18 protein-coding genes are annotated in these 17,807 nt (G+C 45.7%); all 18 read left to right on the plus strand.

Annotation, left to right across the window (positions count from 1 at the left end; translation table 11 throughout):
• Positions 1-3 precede the first annotated feature (3 nt).
• The 18 genes from fliR to tsf all read left to right on the plus strand — a co-directional run bounded on the left by fliR (position 4) and on the right by tsf (position 17,763).
• Complete coding sequence (gene fliR / locus MKY75_RS09555) at positions 4-789, plus strand: flagellar biosynthetic protein FliR (RefSeq protein WP_165147586.1); 786 nt, start codon at positions 4-6, stop codon at positions 787-789.
• Positions 789-1,901 carry a flagellar biosynthesis protein FlhB gene (flhB, locus tag MKY75_RS09560; RefSeq protein ID WP_165147583.1) on the plus strand — a complete coding sequence of 371 codons (1,113 nt, stop codon included), beginning with the start codon at positions 789-791 and terminating at the stop codon, positions 1,899-1,901. Before fliR ends, flhB begins: the two co-directional genes overlap by 1 nt.
• 23 nt (positions 1,902-1,924) lie before the next feature.
• Positions 1,925-3,958: a flagellar biosynthesis protein FlhA gene (flhA, locus tag MKY75_RS09565; RefSeq protein ID WP_016820963.1), complete on the plus strand. Its 2,034-nt coding sequence runs from the start codon at positions 1,925-1,927 to the stop codon at positions 3,956-3,958.
• Complete coding sequence (flhF, locus tag MKY75_RS09570) at positions 3,955-5,397, plus strand: flagellar biosynthesis protein FlhF (RefSeq protein WP_340885086.1); 1,443 nt, start codon at positions 3,955-3,957, stop codon at positions 5,395-5,397. Before flhA ends, flhF begins: the two co-directional genes overlap by 4 nt.
• Positions 5,394-6,281, plus strand: a complete 888-nt coding sequence (locus MKY75_RS09575) for a MinD/ParA family protein (protein WP_069011400.1) — start codon at positions 5,394-5,396, stop codon at positions 6,279-6,281. Before flhF ends, MKY75_RS09575 begins: the two co-directional genes overlap by 4 nt.
• A gap of 30 nt (positions 6,282-6,311) precedes the next feature.
• Positions 6,312-7,862, plus strand: a complete 1,551-nt coding sequence (locus MKY75_RS09580; RefSeq protein ID WP_340887082.1) for a chemotaxis protein CheB — start codon at positions 6,312-6,314, stop codon at positions 7,860-7,862.
• Between the two features lie 33 nt (positions 7,863-7,895).
• Positions 7,896-9,992, plus strand: coding sequence for a chemotaxis protein CheA (locus MKY75_RS09585; protein WP_340885088.1), 2,097 nt, complete (start codon positions 7,896-7,898; stop codon positions 9,990-9,992).
• 62 nt (positions 9,993-10,054) lie between these two features.
• Positions 10,055-10,516, plus strand: coding sequence for a chemotaxis protein CheW (locus MKY75_RS09590; protein ID WP_007430046.1), 462 nt, complete (start codon positions 10,055-10,057; stop codon positions 10,514-10,516).
• 3 nt (positions 10,517-10,519) lie between these two features.
• Entirely contained in the window at positions 10,520-11,146 is a 627-nt protein-coding gene (locus MKY75_RS09595) for a chemotaxis protein CheC (RefSeq protein ID WP_029517007.1), read from the plus strand.
• The gene (locus MKY75_RS09600) at positions 11,139-11,636 is read left to right on the plus strand and encodes a chemotaxis protein CheD (RefSeq protein ID WP_010346358.1); all 498 of its coding nucleotides are present in this window, start codon (positions 11,139-11,141) and stop codon (positions 11,634-11,636) included. The genes MKY75_RS09595 and MKY75_RS09600 overlap by 8 nt, the downstream gene beginning before the upstream one ends.
• A gap of 2 nt (positions 11,637-11,638) precedes the next feature.
• Complete coding sequence (locus tag MKY75_RS09605; protein ID WP_029517008.1) at positions 11,639-12,052, plus strand: hypothetical protein; 414 nt, start codon at positions 11,639-11,641, stop codon at positions 12,050-12,052.
• Between the two features lie 14 nt (positions 12,053-12,066).
• The gene (locus tag MKY75_RS09610) at positions 12,067-12,855 is read left to right on the plus strand and encodes a FliA/WhiG family RNA polymerase sigma factor (protein WP_016820968.1); all 789 of its coding nucleotides are present in this window, start codon (positions 12,067-12,069) and stop codon (positions 12,853-12,855) included.
• A 44-nt stretch (positions 12,856-12,899) separates the two neighbouring features.
• Positions 12,900-14,309 (plus strand): DUF342 domain-containing protein, encoded by a 1,410-nt coding sequence (locus MKY75_RS09615; protein ID WP_039274680.1) that lies wholly within the window; start codon positions 12,900-12,902, stop codon positions 14,307-14,309.
• An 82-nt stretch (positions 14,310-14,391) separates the two neighbouring features.
• A complete protein-coding gene (locus MKY75_RS09620) occupies positions 14,392-14,712 on the plus strand; it encodes a hypothetical protein (protein ID WP_340885090.1) in 321 nt (106 codons plus the stop codon).
• A gap of 41 nt (positions 14,713-14,753) precedes the next feature.
• A complete protein-coding gene (locus tag MKY75_RS09625) occupies positions 14,754-15,386 on the plus strand; it encodes a hypothetical protein (RefSeq protein ID WP_039274678.1) in 633 nt (210 codons plus the stop codon).
• A complete protein-coding gene (locus tag MKY75_RS09630; RefSeq protein WP_340885093.1) occupies positions 15,383-16,030 on the plus strand; it encodes an endolytic transglycosylase MltG in 648 nt (215 codons plus the stop codon). Before MKY75_RS09625 ends, MKY75_RS09630 begins: the two co-directional genes overlap by 4 nt.
• A 253-nt stretch (positions 16,031-16,283) precedes the next feature.
• Entirely contained in the window at positions 16,284-16,982 is a 699-nt protein-coding gene (gene rpsB, locus MKY75_RS09635; RefSeq protein WP_013309916.1) for a 30S ribosomal protein S2, read from the plus strand.
• Positions 16,983-17,112: 130 nt separating this feature from the next.
• Complete coding sequence (tsf, locus tag MKY75_RS09640) at positions 17,113-17,763, plus strand: translation elongation factor Ts (RefSeq protein WP_013309917.1); 651 nt, start codon at positions 17,113-17,115, stop codon at positions 17,761-17,763.
• The last annotated feature ends 44 nt before the right edge of the window (positions 17,764-17,807 follow it).

Consider the following 17,807-nt stretch of genomic DNA (forward strand, 5'->3'; position numbering starts at 1 on the left):
GTTATGAGCATATTGTTACAGAGTTTTCCTGTTTTTTTGCTGATTTTTTGTCGGATTACCTCATTTTTTGTAGTAGCACCTATTTTTTCAACCCGAGGGGTACCTAATATCTTTAAGGTTGGAATTTCAGGATTTCTAGCTTTGGTCGTGTATCTTACGTATGGTACGCATCAACAGGTACCGACTGATGTAGCGTATGTGCTGTTAGTGGGTCGTGAAGTGCTAATTGGGTTGTTATTGGGGTTTACTGCATATTTGTTCATGACTGCGATCCAAACCGCTGGTTCATTTATTGACCTACAGGTAGGCTTCGGAATGGCCAATGTGCTTGACCCTATGACAGGAGCTTCATCGCCTTTAACAGGAAATTTCAAGTTTGCTTTAGCTGTATTGCTCTTTTTGAGCATAAACGGGCATCACCATCTGCTAAATGCTATCTTATACAGCTATGATTGGGTACCGCTAACAAATGATTTTTTTGTAAAGCTGTATGGTGGCAGTGTAACTGAATTCCTGGTACGTTCTTTTGCGGAATCATTTATGCTGGCCTTTCAAATTGCTGCTCCCATTGTAGTGGCTACCTTTTTAACGGATGTGGGACTCGGATTTCTTGCTAAAACGGCTCCCCAGTTTAATATTTTTGTCATTGGTGTACCGCTCAAAATTTTTGTGGGACTGTTCATGTTACTACTTCTCATGCCAAGTTTTGCTTTTATATTCGAGAAATTGTTTTCTGTGATGTTCGAATCCATGCGCAATTTGTTGGATATTATGGGTAATCGTCCTTAATGTCTGGTCTGGAGGAACGTAGTTTGTCATTTAAATATGCTATGAACCTGCAGTTGTTCTCAGGGGAAAAAACGGAAAAAGCTACACCCAAAAAGAAACAGGATGCAAGACAAAAAGGGCAGGTTGCCAAAAGCATGGAATTGCCCGCCGCTGGTGTCCTGCTGGTTACTTTTTTTTGCCTCATGATTTTCGGCGGGTATTTTAAGGATCATGCGGTCCGCTTGTTTCGGGATATTTTTGTGAATCGGCTTTCTATGGAGGTAACGCCGAACACAACGCTGCTAATGATGGGTGAGTATGGCGTGCAAATCATGATTATGCTGGCACCTATTTTTATTGGGGCCATTGTCATCGGGATAGCAGCGAATTACATGCAGATCGGCTTTTTATTAGTTGGAGAGGGCATTACGCCCAAGTTTAGCAAGCTTGATCCGATTAAAGGATTCAAAAATATTTTTTCCATGAGGTCATTGGTTGAATTCCTGAAATCTGTTTTAAAGATGACCGTAATTGGTTATCTGGTGTACAGCGTACTCTGGAAAACAAAGGCTGACCTACCCAAACTGGCTGAAATGTCCGGCGATCAGATGTTGAGCTTTACAGCTTCATTAACGATGGAACTGGGGCTCAAAATTGGTGTGGTGCTGTTCGTTTTAGCGGTATTGGACTATATGTATCAACGTTATGAGCATGAGAAAAACCTGAAAATGTCCAAACAGGACATCAAGGATGAATACAAGAAAATGGAGGGTGACCCGCTGATCAAAGGGAAAATTCGCGAGCGTCAACGCCGTATGGCTATGCAGCGTATGATGCAGGAGGTTCCTAATGCAGATGTCATCATTACCAACCCTACGCACTTTGCTGTGGCTTTGAAATATGACGGTTCGGAGATGGAAGCGCCGCAGATTATTGCGAAAGGGCAAGATTACGTTGCGCTCCGAATTAAAGAAATTGCCAAGCAAAACGGCGTTATAACGATGGAAAACAAGCCGCTGGCGCGGGCGCTGTTTCAAAGAGCCGAAATCGGGGATGCGATACCAGCTGATCTGTTTCAGGCCGTTGCCGAAGTGCTGGCGTATGTATATAAATTAAAAGGTAAAGTGAAATAAAGGGATCGGAGGGCTAGAGACCCGTGAAAATAAAAGAAATAACTGTCCTTGCAGGCGTCATCGGTATCGTTCTTATGATGATTCTCCCGATCCCATCATGGCTGCTGGATATCCTACTCGTCATTAATATTTCTATTGCTTTAATGATTCTACTCGTTTCTATGAATACGAAGGAAGCTTTACAGTTCTCTATTTTCCCTTCATTGCTGCTCATTACAACGTTATTTCGTTTGGCACTTAATATCTCTACAACCAAACTTATTTTAGGTGAGGGCCATGCAGGGGAAGTAGTTGCTACGTTTGGTAGTTGGATTGCAGGAGGGCAAATTGCCGTCGGTTTTGTTGTCTTTCTCATTCTCGTGGTCGTACAGTTCATTGTTATCACCAAGGGATCTGAGCGGGTTGCTGAGGTAGGCGCACGGTTTACATTGGATGCAATGCCGGGTAAACAAATGAGTATTGATGCGGATCTGAATGCAGGTTTGATCAATGAGCAGCAAGCCCGTGAACGACGCAGTAAAATCGAACGGGAAGCGGATTTTTACGGAGCGATGGATGGTGCGAGTAAATTCGTTAAAGGTGATGCCATTGCTAGTATTATCATTTTGATCATTAACTTGGTCGGTGGCTTTATTATCGGTATGGCCGTTCAGGGAAAAGGATTTCAAGAGGCGCTGTCGACTTATTCTGTCCTGACCATCGGTGACGGACTGGTCAGTCAGATTCCCGCACTGCTCATATCCACGGCGTCAGGCTTGATTGTTACGCGGGCTACGTCAGATGGCAACTTGGCAGAGGATTTAACTGGACAACTCTTTTCTTATCCAAAACTGATCTACATTGTGGCTGCCACAATTGCATTATTAGGGCTTTTCACACCTATTCATATCATTACAACTCTTCCACTGGCGATTCTGCTGTTTTTTGCGGCTCGAAGAATGCAGGGCAATATGGAGCGCAAGCAAATAGCCGATGAACAGCTGGAAGAGGAGCAACAAATTGAAGAAGTCCGTAGTCCGGAAAGTGTCATTAATTTGCTTCAGGTAGATCCAATTGAATTTGAATTTGGATACGGGTTAATTCCGCTGGCGGATACACAGCAGGGCGGGGATTTATTAGATCGGATTATTATGATCCGTCGTCAATGTGCTTTGGAACTGGGTTTGGTTGTACCGGTCATTCGTATTCGAGACAACATTCAGCTCAAACCTAACGAGTATGTAATTAAAATTAAAGGTAATACCGTGGGCGGCGGAGAGCTTCTGTTAAATCATTACCTGGCTATGAGTCCAGGATACGACGATGATTCTATTACAGGAATCGAAACGACGGAACCAGCCTTCGGATTGCCTGCGCTCTGGATTGATGAGAACACCAAGGATGTTGCGGAATTATCTGGTTATACCGTAGTTGATCCACCTTCAGTTGTAGCTACTCATCTTACGGAGACGATCAAGAAACATGCTCATGAGTTGCTTGGTAGACAGGAGACACGTTCGCTGGTCGACAATCTCAAAGAGAATTATCCAGTGCTGGTGGACGACCTTATTCCTTCTGTGCTTGCGATTGGGGATGTACAAAAAGTGTTAGCCAAGCTGTTGAAAGAAAAAATCTCCATTCGCGATATGGTGACTATTTTCGAAACACTAGCTGACTACGGTACTTATACAAAAGATCCCGACGTGCTGACTGAATATGTCCGTCAGGCGTTGTCCCGCCAGATTACGCAGCAATTTGCCCAACAAGGGGAGACGTTACGCGTTATTACAGTGGGACCAGGATTGGAAAAGAAAATTGCTGAAAGCGTGCAACAGTCGGAGCAAGGTAGCTATTTGGCTCTTGACCCGGTGTCTACGCAAACGGTGTATCAAAGGATGATGGAGCAAATCAACCGCCTTATTCAATCTGGACAGCAGCCTATTGTATTAACGTCACCGACAATTCGTATGTATTTGCGGCAAGTGATGGAGCGGACGATGCAGGATGTCCCGGTGCTGTCGTACAGTGAGCTGGAGCCGAACGTTGAAATTCAAAGTGTCGGGGTGGTGAACTTATGAGAGTAAAACGATATGTAGTGGATACCATGCCAGAAGCCATGCTGCAAATCAGGGGTGACTTAGGAACAGACGCCGTCATTTTAAGTACAAAGGAAATGAAGGTCGGCGGTTTCATGGGAATGTTCAGTAAAAAGAAAATCGAAGTGGTTGCAGCGGTAGAGGAGAAGCAACCTCAAAAGCCACGACGGTTTGGACCATCTTCACAAGAGCTTGCCCGGGCGGCTTCACCTCAAATGAACGCTCCTGAACAGCCAGAAAAATCATTTATGCCTGTGGTTCCCAGACAAGCTGCTCCAGAAGCTTACCGGCGGGTAACGCAGATGACGGGTGGTTCCAAAGAAGAACAAGCTGAATTAATGATCGATGCAGAACAAGCAGCTTCAGCAACTGAGCATTTGTCATCTAGGTCTGCTAATAATCTGGAGACTACGTCTCAAGCACTTGATCATGAAGCATTACTTTCGAACATGAAATCATCCAGTGAACTGTTTAAACAGCCCATTGAAGCAAGCGTTTCAGACAAGAGCGGAGCGGAGGAAAATCAGGCTCTGCTTAATGAATTGCGGGAAATGAAAGCTATGATGACTCGGTTTTCCCGAAACTCTTCAATGGAAAGTACTTGGCCGGAGCCGCTGCAAGAGATTTGTGAGCGTGTGCTGGAACAGGAAGTGGAACGTGATTTACTGGAGTATTGGCTCGAACAGGTATATGTGCGTCGGAGCGAGCACCCTTTTGCGCCTGAAACTTTCGATTGGGAACAAGCCTTTCGTGAGGAAGTGGCCAGTTTTATTCAGACAAGACTGGACAAAGGGATCTCCAAAGATACCAAAATTGTGTATGTGGCAGGTCCTACCGGAGTAGGGAAAACAACAACCATTGCCAAGTTAGCAGCAGAACAGTTGTTTAAGCATCATCGCAAAGTTGGATTTATTACTTCTGACACGTACCGGATTTCTGCCGTCGAGCAACTGCGTACATATGCTACGATTTTGAATGTACCGCTTGAAGTTGTGCAATCTCCCGGTGACGTTCACAGAGCCATTCAACGTCTGGAACATTGTGACCTGATCCTCATGGATACGGCAGGACGAAATTATCGAAATGAATTACTTGTTTCGGAACTGCAAAGTCTGCTTTCGCCTATTAATGAAAGTGAGACGTATCTGGTACTCAGCCTAACATCCAAAAGCAAAGATATGCTCAATATAACTGGACATTTCAGCAAGTTTGGTCTCGGTAAGGTTGTGTTTACTAAGATGGACGAGACAGGTAGCTGCGGTGGAATGTTTAATCTTTTGCATCAATTTCCGATGCAGCTGGCCTATATTACCAATGGACAAAATGTTCCTGATGACCTGCTTCATCCCGATACAGAAATGGTGACAAGCATGCTGCTTGGACCCAAAACATCAACAGGAGTTAACGGAGATTCCATATGAGTGACCAAGCCCAATCACTTAGACAAATGGCTTCTTCCTTGGATAAATATCGATTGCCCCCACGTAATCGTCAAGCAAAAATTATAACGATCACCAGTGGTAAAGGCGGGGTGGGCAAATCCAATTTCACGCTGAACTTTGCTCTTGCTCTGCAATCCCTTGGTCGAAGGGTACTTGTGTTTGATGCTGATATAGGTATGGCCAATATTGATGTATTAATGGGAGCCAATTCACAATACAATCTTTTTCACCTGCTAAAACGTGAGAAATCAATTGATGAAATTATTCAAACGGGTGTAGGTGGTTTGCCTTATATTGCTGGAGGATCGGGTTTGAGCGAATTGTTTACGTTATCGGATGACGATCTGAATTATTTTGCCGAAGAAGTAGAGAAAATGGCGGCAGATATGGATTATATTCTATTTGATACAGGTGCAGGTTTATCCAAAGAAAACCTTAAATTCATCACTTCAGCTGACGAATGCCTGGTTGTAACTACACCGGAACCGACGTCCTTAACAGATGCGTATGCGCTAATTAAAGTCGTCAGCGGTTTGCAAAAGGATACGGTATTCAAAATTATAGTCAATCGTGCCGATAACGATAATGAGGCCCGTCAAGTTGCCGATAAGATCGCACTGGTTGCGAAACGCTTTTTGGAGATCGATATCCCGTTGCTTGGACATATCAGTGATGATACTCATGTCATGCAAGCAGTCAAAAGGCAAGTACCATTTATGGTTGCTTTTCCGGGATGTGCGGCTTCAAGAGATGTATTGAATCTGGCACACCGTTTTGCAGCAATGCCACAGATTCCGCAATCAGGTGCATTGAGTGGAATTAAAGGGTTTATGCAAAAATGGTTGCGGCGTTCTGTACATTGATTTTGATGAGAGGAAACAGAGGTGTTTAACATGTGTGCTTACCGGGTGCTGGTTGTAGATGATTCGGCCTTTATGCGCAAAATTATTACAGATTTAATTGTAAGAGATGAGTCGTTCAACATCGTAGGTACAGCCGCCAATGGCAAAGAGGCTGTAGAGAAAGTGAAGGAATTGCAGCCCGATTTGGTCACCATGGATGTCGAGATGCCTGAAATGAATGGTCTTGAAGCATTGCCATTGATTATGGCAGCGCATCCGCTACCTGTAATTATGCTGTCAGGCATTAATGAACAAGGCATGAAGGAGACCATCATGGCTCTGGAGGCAGGAGCTTTCGATTTTATAAGAAAGCCTTCCATCGCTCATGCGCAAGATATTGAGCAAGTGAGCAAGGCGCTGCTGGAACAGATGCACACTGCTATGCAAGCAGTGCGGAGTCGTCTGGAGCGCAAGGAAGCTAATGAGCGCAAAGCTGCATTGGAACAAGCGAAAAAAACGCCACAGCAAAAGCCTCCAGGACAGGCTGTGACTGAGAAGCGATCAGGCAGTCAAGCTTCGACAGACAAGTCTCCTGTTGTTCCGCTTGCTCCTTCACCTGCTGTATCAGCTCAGCCGAAGCGTGATGTTGGCAAGTCCGCCCCGGCAGTAGCCAAGCAGGAAACTAAACGACAACAGTCTGGAACATCTGTTACAGCGGGGCGCATAGAACAGCAGCCAGCTGCTCAGCCAAGCAATAAGTCAGTCCAAGCACCTACTGTTCAGAAGAAGGAAGATTTGTCCAAGGGGGTAGGACGAACACCAGGGCAACTAACCAGTACTACTACGGCCGCTGGCAAATCGCTGCATGGTAAGGATAAAGCAGGGCTGGTAAAACCGGAGCCCCGTAAGACGGTGATTTCATCAGCTACTCCTATTCCTGCGGCTGCTACGCCTCAAGTAACGGCACCTACAGTTCCTGCCGCACCTAAGGGATTGTCACTTAAAAAAGGTGTGCACACGTCCAACTTTCGCAAACTAGTGGCGGTGGGATGTTCTACGGGCGGTCCGCGGGCGCTTAAGACGCTGTTGGAACGCATTCCTGGTGATTTTCCTGCTCCAATCGTTATCGTTCAGCATATGCCGCCAAACTTCACTCGTTCGCTGGCACAACGCTTAAACACGTTAAGTCCACTCCGAGTTGTGGAGGCTGAGCAGGGAATGACGTTGGAGACTGGAACGGCCTACATTGCCCCAGGGGGATATCAACTAAGAATTGTACCAGGAGCTGGTGGTAAATACACTGTGTCACTGAAGACGGAGGAAGCTCGCAATGGTCACCGTCCTTCCGTAGATACGATGTTTGAATCGTTGCTCTCGTTAACCTCGTTGGAGCGGCATCTAGTATTGCTCACTGGAATGGGGAGCGACGGGGCCAAAATGATGAAGAAGCTTTATGATGCTGGGGTACAATCCACATTTGCTGAAAATGAGGAAACTTGTGTAGTGTACGGAATGCCCCGCTCAGCAGTAGAGTTAAAATGTGTGCGTCACCTTCTGCCAATGCAGGAGATCGCCCCCAAGCTTGTACAAGTTGTGAAATAATCGGAGTGTAACTCATGGAGGAGGTGTCTCACAATGGACATGAACCAATATTTAAACATGTTTATTGATGAGTCGAATGATCATCTGCAATCTCTTAACGAAAAAATGCTTCAACTGGAAAGCAATCCAACTGATCTAGGCATCGTTCAGGTGATTTTCCGTTCTGCCCATACCCTCAAGGGAATGGCTGCTACGATGGGGTTTGAAGACCTAGCATCGCTTACTCACCAAATGGAAAACGTTCTTGATCTTGTACGTAACAACAAGCTGGCGATGCATGAATTTATATTCGATACCTTATTTAAGGGATTGGATGCTCTGGAGTCCATGGTGCAGCACATTACAGAGGGAGGCGACGGAAAAGCGGATGTCTCCTCTATTGTATCTTCACTACAATCCATCGTGAGCGGGGATTTCCAAAAGACCGGCGCAAATGCCGCGACTGAGGAGTCTCCATCTAAAAAAGTGGGCAAAAACGATAGTGCTGGGCTTGTTTTGGATCAGTTCCAGTATTCTGTACTGGAGCAATCTATTTCTGAAGGACATCGTGTTCACTATATACAGGTAACAATCAGCTCAGAGAGCCAGTTAAAGGCGGCGCGTGCTTTTATGGTGTTTAATACACTGGAAAACTCTGGTGAAATCGTCAAGGCCTATCCGTCGGTACAGGATATTGAGCAGGAGAAATTCGAGCAAAGCTTCTCGTTATATTACATAACGCAGAAAGAAGTTAGGGAGCTGGAAAAGGAAATCGCGGGCATTTCTGAAATTGACACTGTCTCAGTGGTACAACTAGATCAGGAATCGCTTAAACAAATGAGCGAAGTTACTGCTGGACTGGCTGAGACTGCTGCGGTACAGGAAGCTCCTGTTGCCGTGCAATCACCTGCTCCATCCCAGCCGCAGTCTTCAGCTGCGGCCTCTGTGGCTAAGCCAGCTGCAGGTAAGACGCCAGCAGCTAAGGCAGCTGCCCCTACGCATAACCGTACGATTCGTGTAGATATTGAACGTCTGGATGTACTTATGAACTTATTTAGCGAGTTGCTCATTGACCGCGTGCGGTTAGAGCAGTTGGCAAGTGAAGCTTCCAATCCAGCACTGACAGAAACGGTAGAGCACATGAGTCGTGTGAGCAGCGATTTACAAAACGTCGTTCTTAAATTGCGGATGGTACCAGTAGACACTGTTTTCAATCGTTTTCCGCGTATGGTGCGCGATCTGGCCAAATCGCTGGATAAAAAACTTGATTTGGTTATTACTGGAGCAGAGACTGAAATGGACCGCACTGTTATCGACGAAATTGGCGATCCTCTGGTGCATTTGCTTCGTAACTCCGTGGATCATGGCATTGAGTCGGTAGCCGATCGGATTGCAGCTGGTAAACCTGAGACAGGAACGGTTAACTTGCGTGCTTTTCATAGCGGAAATAACGTATTCATCGAGATTGAAGATGACGGAAATGGTATTAATCGCGATAAGGTACTAAACAGTGCTATTTCTAAAGGGATTTTGACAGCAGAGCAAGCAGCGGTCATGACCGACGAGGAAGCTTATCAGGTATTGTTTGCTCCAGGCTTTAGCACAGCTGCAGTCATTTCAGACGTATCAGGACGCGGTGTCGGTTTGGACGTTGTTAAATCCAAAATCACTGCTTTGGGTGGCAATGTTACGGTTCACTCTACACTGGGCCAAGGCACTAATTTCTCTGTGCAATTGCCGCTCACCCTATCCATTATTGCAGCCATGATGATACAGATCGGTTCTGAAAAATATGCGATCCCATTGTCCTCCATTGTGGAGACTGCGATTGTCAAACGGACACAAATTCGTTCTGTACATGGCAATAAAATGATTGCTTTCCGCGATTCTCATATCCCGCTCATCTCCTTGAGTCAGCTGTTTGAGGTACCGGACTTCAATGAAGATGAAGAAGAAGAGACAGAGGTCGTGGTCATCCGCAAGGGAGACCGTTTGGCAGCTCTTTCTGTACAGGACTTTTTGGGACAAAGTGAAATTGTCCTTAAAAATCTGGGCAAATACCTTCCAAACATCCAAGGAATTTCAGGTGCCACGATTCTGGGTGACGGTCAGGTTGCGTTGATCATTGACCCGAATGTTTTCATTAAATAATGTCTTCATCAGAAATGAAAGAAATGTGAAGTTGCTGACATCAATAAGGAGGGTTTTTAGACATGGGAGAAGAAATTAAAGTTATCGTATTTAAGCTTGGTGAAGAGGAATACGGTGTTGAAGTAGAAAAAGTCCAATCTATTGAACGCATGGTGCCGATTACACGGGTTCCAAGAACTTACGATTTTGTAAAAGGCGTATTCAACATGAGAGGCGTAGTCATTCCGGTTATAGATCTTCGTGGCCGATTTGGATTGCCTGAAGCTGAATATACCGATCAAACCCGCATCATTATCGTGGCAGTGGGCGAAATGCAAGTCGGCTTTATCGTTGATTCAGCGAATGACGTTATTGACCTGAATACTGACAATATCGAGACACCACCGGAAGTGATTGGCGGAGTTAAGGCTAAATATCTTCGCGGAGTTGCTAAAATTGGTGAAGAGCGCTTGTTGATTATGCTGAACTTGTCCGAAGTCCTGAATCGTAGCGAAATGAACCAACTGGAAGGCTTAGAGGATTAATATATGGAGAATCTTGGGAATCTCGAAGACTTCAAGTTGGATGTGTTGAAAGAAGTCGGCAACATTGGCTCGGGGAACGCTGCTACAGCGCTCTCCCGGCTTCTCAATAAACCGGTCGACATGGGTGTGCCCAAAGTACAAATGCTGCCTTTTGAGGAAATTGCCGATAAAGTCGGTGGAAATGAGCAACTTGTTGTTGCAATATTTTTTAGGGTAGAAGGGGAAGCTCCCGGCAATCTATTCTTCATATTGCAGCCTCAGGCGGCAAAAGGCTTACTTTCCCGTTTGGCAAATATTCCTTCAGATGACGAGGACAGTTTTAACGAAATGGAGCACTCAGCCCTGTCGGAGATCGGAAACATTTTAGCGGGCTCTTACCTGTCTTCGCTGGCCGATTTCACACGTTTATCCATGTATCCAACAGTCCCTGCGCTGGCGTTGGACATGGCAGGAGCAATTCTTAGCTACGGACTGCTGCAGTTTGGGCAGATGGGAGATGCTGCATTATTGATTGACACATCGTTTCTGGAAGGGCAGAATCAGATAGAGGGTCAATTTTTCCTGATTCCTGATCCAGAATCGTTCGGGAAAATCTTTAGGTCGTTAGGAGTCCCGATGAACGATGATTGAGGATAAAAGCATCATTAAAGTCGGCATGGCAGATTTAAATGTTACCAGCAATCCGAACTCGATTCGTACGACAGGACTTGGCTCCTGCGTCGGATTGACCCTCTATGATCCTCATTTGAAACTGGCAGGCATGGCACATGTGATGCTACCGTCCTCAGATATTGCGCGTGAAGGGCAGCTGAATATAGCCAAATATGCGGATACGGCGCTGCCCGAGTTATTTGAGAGGATGCTGAAATTGGGTGCAGAACGACGCAGGCTGATTGCCAAAATGGCAGGGGGAGCGCAGATGTTCGCCTTTGCTGGTAGTGGAGACACCATGCGGATTGGTCCACGTAATGTAGAATCATGCAAGGAAATGCTCGTAGATCTCGGCATTCCTTTGATTGCGGAGGACACAGGCGGCAATTATGGACGAACGATTGAGTTGGACTCTGAAACTGGCGTTTTGAATATTCGAAGCGTACAAAAAGGTGTAAAGGAATTATAAACATGTTATTTGGCAGCTTACGCATTAATCTTTGGTCTGGAGTAGTCGGATTTATTCTGACTTTTGTGTTGTCCGTTGGCAGCAATCTGCTGACCACGAGCTTAATTCGTGGCTTGATCGCCTTCGTTTTTTGGTTCCTACTTGCATTTGTGCTGCGCTGGACACTAGGTGTTGTAGCGCGGCCAGATCTGGGGAATGCCCAAAGCCGGGCAAGCTCTCAGGTAGATGGCGTAGGGGGGAATCTGGACCTGACGACACCAGACGAAAATGAAGACCTGAATGAATTGCTGAAACCGAAACCAGAGCAGACGGACGAGGGGGATAATGGTTTTGCACCTTTAAACCCACCTAAGCTGGTTTCCAACAAGGACCCTGAAGAATTGGCCAAGGCCGTTCGTCACCTGACAGACAAATAAGGAGGGTGAAGCCGATGAACGAGCGTAAAGCCGCTCATTTGAACCATTCCGAACTATGGGAACAATGGAAAGAACACGGTGACAAGGAAGCAAAAAAACAGTTAATTGAAAAGTATCTCCATATTGTGGAATATGTGTCAGGCCGTCTTGCAGTAGGCTTGCCTAAAAATGTATCCAAGGATGATCTGGCGAGCAACGGCGTTATGGGTTTGATTGACGCTTTAGAGAAATTTGACTATGAGCGTGGCTTGCAGTTTGAGACCTATGCTTCTTGGCGTGTTCGTGGAGCGATTTTGGATGGTCTTCGTCAAGGGGATTGGGTTCCTCGTTCAGTTAGGGAAAAAGCGAAAAAAATCGAGGATGCCTACCAGCACTTGGAACAAAGATATCTACGCACGGTAAGCGACGAAGAGATGAGTCATTATTTGGACGTTTCTGAGAAAGAGTTTCAAAGCATGATCCAGGAGGTCGCCGTTATGTCGATTGTCTCCCTGGAGGACCCGATCCGCGAAGAGGAATCGGAAACACGGCTTTCCCTTTTGGTGGACGAGAAGGCGAAAAATCCGGATCATAAGGTCAATGAATTTACACTTCGTGATGCCCTTGCACAAGGCATTGATAAATTGACTGAAAAAGAACGTATCGTTGTTTCTTTATTGTATTACGAGGATTTGTCACTCAGCGAAATCGCTGAGGTCATGTCGCTATCTCCATCGCGAATTTCACAGTTGCACTCCAAAGCAATATTACGTCTGAGAGCGACATTGGACAAACAACGGGATTTGCTAATGCGTAAAGATTAACGTACGGGAGGTTACAGTAACAGTTAGACGGAAGGAGCACCCTTGTGGAGAAGCAATATGCTTTGGACCAGTTTTTAAAAGTGGTTGTCTCACCTGACAAACAAACCGCCTACTTGGAGTTTGCCAAACGTGAAGAAGGCTTTGCCTGTTCTGTGGAAGAATTAGAGCGTTTTCTAAGCAACCAAAAAATATCCTACGGTTTAATAACCGATGCAATTCGCGTATTTGCGGCAAGTCCAGAAGATCATTTCTTCGGAAAATTACTGATTGCTCAGGGAAAGCAGCCGATCCATGGCACAGACGGAAAAATCAATCTGGCTGATATTGTGACTGGCGAAGATGCACATAAGCCGCTTGAAACCGTGGATGGACGGGTGGATTATAAAGAACTAACTCGTTTAAGAAATGTAAAACGTGGTCAACTGATTGCCGAACGGGTTGATCCTCTGCCAGGTGTACCGGGGATTGCTGTAACCGGAGAGGAAATTCCTTTTCTTCCAGGTAAAGAGGCGCGTTTTAAAGTTGGAAAAAATGTAGTGATCCATCCAGAAGGTGTTGCGATGTATGCGGCTATTGACGGACTGGTAACTACGACTGAAAAGGGCAAACTTAATGTGTTCCCCGTATATGAAGTTAACGGGGACGTCGATTATAGTGTCGGCAACATTGATTTTGTTGGAACCGTCGTCATTCGTGGGAATGTTTTGACAGGTTTCCGGGTTCGGGCGGCTGGCGACATTCGTGTCATCGGTGGTGTGGAAGGGGCCGAAATTGTGGCGGAAGGTTCAGTGGAAATCACTGGCGGTATTATCGGATACCATAAGGGGTTCGTGAAAGCTGCACAAAATGTGAAATGCTCGTTTATACAAGATGGTAACGTGATTGCGGGAGGCGATGTACTTGTATCCCAGAGTATCATGCATTCCCAGATCAAAGCGAGTAATAATGTAATCTGCGAAGGGACAAAAGGGCTTATCGTAGGTGGCAGTGTACAAGCTGGTAAAAAGGTAGTGGCTCGTACCGTCGGTAATACGATGTCCACAGCTACCAATATCGAAGTGGGTGTACTTCCCGAACTGCGCGATGAACTGACAGAACTCCGCGCACGTTTGAAGCAGCAGACAGACAGCCAGGATAAAACGAATAAGGCTCTTACCATATTGGATCAGCTTGCCGCCGCCGGACAGCTTGCACCTGAAAGAATGGCTATGCGAATCAAGCTGACATCTACTAAAAAATCTAATGAACAGGAGCTTTTGGAAACCAAGTCCAGAATGCTTGAAATTGAACGAACATTAGAGGATACAAGCCGCGCACGGGTAGAAGTGAAAAATGTGATTTATGGTGGCTCTAAAATAGTTATCGGCAGATATACAAAATTTATTAAAGATTCAGTGGAAAGAATGGCGTTTTATTATCATGAGGGAGACATCAGCATGTCCTCCTACGTGTAATTCGGCACACTGATAAACAACATTTAACATTGTATTCCTTGGAAGAAAGATACGGATGCCCAATCGGAAAGGGTGTGGTCCAATGAGCTTGAAGGCTGTTGAATTGCAAATTGCCGTACCTCGCACCAGCGAAGCTGGAAAATACCAAAGTGAGTCCCAGCAGCGGCCGATGAATGATCAAGCATTGCTTGGACAAAAGGCCGCGCTGGAGACGGAGAACTTGCGTCAGCGAAGCAGTGCTGTAGATCAGTCTGCGGAAACATTCGTCGGTGAGCGGCAAACAGGGGGGCAGAGCAGAGATTCTTCCCAGCAGAGCCGCTCCCGGCCAGATGAGGCTGAACTGCCTAAGGAGCATCCGGCAGAGCATCCGTTCAAGGGACACCATATTGATTTTTCGCTCTGATCCGACAGGTGGAGAAGCGTTATTAAAGGAGACGATGGGCAGTGGATCAACCATGGATTTATATTGTTCTGCTGGGCGCCGCAGCTGTTGTCTACGCCTGGCTACAGCCTAAGCGTCAGCCAGGCCGGGGAACAGAAGAGGCCGTCGTCCAAAAGGTCGAGGCCACATTAGAGCAATATATGGCCGATATTGAAAACGATAATGACGAGTTGATTGAACTCGTTTCTGGTATGAAGCAGGAGCATACAGTGAAACAGGCGGCATTACAGGAGCAAGTAGCTGAGCTTCGGAGCCGTATCGTGGAGCTTGAGCGCCAGGCTATGTTTGCAACTGTGTCTATGCAAACCGAGCCTGTACCTAAGGAAATACAACATACAGCTGCTTCTCATCAGGCAGCGGTTGCATACGGTCAATTTCAAAGTCCGCAACCTGAGATGTCTGTGCAGGAAGGCTACTCTGGTTCAGAAGCTCCCCTCATAACTATGGAGGAACAGACGGCATTACAAGATCCTGAAACTGAGCAGGAAGCAGAGTCCATCCGTGATCGTTATCAAGAGTTGTTTGCGCTGCATGAGCAAGGTAAGTCGGTGGACTATATAGCTAAGCAATCAGGCATTCAACGGGGTGAAGTACAGCTTATTTTGCAACTCGCGGAGCGGGAGGATGTAACGTGATCAAAAACCGTTCATTTATGTTAGGCATGGGTACTGGTCTTATAACGGGGGCATTGCTATTGCAACTGGCATTGATCGGTCAGGGGCAATCGCAGCAAACTTCCACAGACCCGAAAAACATGACGCGAGAGCAATTAGAAAAGGCAGCAGCCGGATTAAATCTCCAGGTCAGTGACAGCTCTAACCCGAAAATGACAGAAGAGGAATGGCGTAATAAGGTGATCAAGGAAGGTAATAAAACTCCCGTTGCACCCCAAAAAGCTAAACCAGCTCAAACGCCAGCAACACCAAAGGCACCTGCAAACAGCATATCCTCGGCTGGTTCTAAACCTTCGACCAGCACATCGGTTCCACAAAGTCCGAATAAGCCGCAAACTCAAAGTTCTGGCACTACAGCGACTCCCAATATCCCCAAGCAGCCTGCCACCCCACAAGTGCAGTATAGCATTGCATCCGGAAGCAATTTGAGAAGTGTGGCATCAGGATTGCAACGGGCAGGGGTCGTATCGGATGCTAGTGCATTTGAGGCAGCAGCTAAGGCTAAAAAAATCAATACCAAAATTCGTACCGGTACCTATCAGTTTGCTAAAGGTGAGGATTTCAGTTCTATCATTACTAAAATTACGAAAAAGCCGTCCAACTGACCAGACTGGGAAGTGGACGGCTTTTATTCTTGCTGAAAAGTTCAATGAGAGGCGTAAAACGTCACATCTTGCGTTGTTCTAACTATTGTCGAAAAGTTGGTTGCAACGATGCAAGTGTTATGGTATATTAATTAACGGTGTTAAAAACGCACGTCGGTTAATTTTATAAAGGGTGCTTTCCAATGGAAAGTCTTTATGGAAAATGATGTCGGCGGAGGACACACAAAAAACCAAACTTAGGAGGTGCGTGAAGATGGCAGTAATCTCCATGAAACAGCTTTTGGAAGCTGGGGTTCACTTTGGTCACCAAACACGTCGCTGGAACCCGAAAATGGATCGTTATATCTTCACTGAAAGAAACGGTATTTACATCATTGACTTGCAAAAGACAGTGAAAAAGGTTGAGGAAGCTTACAACTTTGTAAAAAGCATTGCAGCTGAGAATGGTACAATTCTGTTCGTAGGCACGAAGAAACAAGCACAAGATTCCGTTAAAGAAGAAGCAGCACGCGCTGGTCAATTCTACATTAACCAACGTTGGTTGGGTGGTACGCTGACTAACTTCCAAACGATTCAAAAACGTATTGACCGTTTAAAACAACTGGAAGCTTGGGAAGAAGACGGTACATTCGCAGTTCTTCCTAAAAAAGAAGTTATCATTCTTCGCAAAGAAAAAGATCGTCTTGAAAAATTCTTGGGCGGTATCAAAAACATGAAGGGCCTTCCAAGTGCTCTGTTCATCATTGATCCACGCAAAGAACGTATCGCGGTTGCTGAAGCTCGCAAATTGGGTATCCCAATCGTAGGTATCGTTGATACAAACTGCGATCCAGACGAAATCGACTATGTTATCCCAGGTAATGACGACGCAATCCGCGCTGTTAAATTGCTGACAGGTAAAATGGCTGATGCAGTTATGGAAGCAAACCAAGGCGAAGAAACTACAGCATAACATTTCCATTAGGAAATAACTATATGAATTAAATGAAAAGGGTGGTTGGCAGGTGTATAACCTCTCACTACCCTTTTTTTAAGGAATAAGCACGGTATACCACTGAAAATCAAATTTGGAGGGAAATAATATGGCAGTTAATGCTAGCGCAGTAAAAGAGCTTCGTGAAAAAACAGGCGCAGGAATGCTGGATTGTAAAAAAGCGCTTGAAGAAGCAAACGGTGATTTGACAAAAGCGGTTGAAGTTCTGCGCGAAAAAGGACTTGCAGCTGCAGCCAACAAAGCAGGTCGTATTGCTACTGAAGGTGTTGTTGAATCCTACATTCATGCTGGCGGCCGTATCGGCGTACTGGTAGAAGTAAACTGCGAAACAGACTTCGTAGCTAAAACAGACCAGTTCAGAGATTTTGTACGCGACATTGCAATGCATATCGCTGCATCGAACCCTCGTTATGTTCGTCGTGAAGAAGTGCCACAGGAAGAGATCGAAAAAGAAAAAGAAATCCTGAAAGCACAAGCGCTGAACGAAGGTAAACCAGAAAAAATTGTTGAAAAAATGGTTGAAGGCCGTATTGGTAAGTTCTATGAAGAGTTCTGTTTGTTGGAGCAATCTTTCATCAAAGATCCAGACAAAACAATCTCCACGCTTATCAACGAAAAAATCAGTACGATTGGCGAAAACATCTCCCTGCGTCGCTTTGTTCGTTTTGAACTGGGTGAAGGTCTGGAGAAAAAAGAAGACAACTTCTACGAAGAAGTTATGTCTCAAGTGAAACAATAATTACCAACGAACGGTAATCGCATATGGAAAAATGGAAATGGGAC

Origin of the sequence: Paenibacillus sp. FSL L8-0663 (assembly GCF_038008125.1) — a bacterium.
GTDB classification, from domain to species: Bacteria; Bacillota; Bacilli; order Paenibacillales; family Paenibacillaceae; genus Paenibacillus; species Paenibacillus polymyxa_D.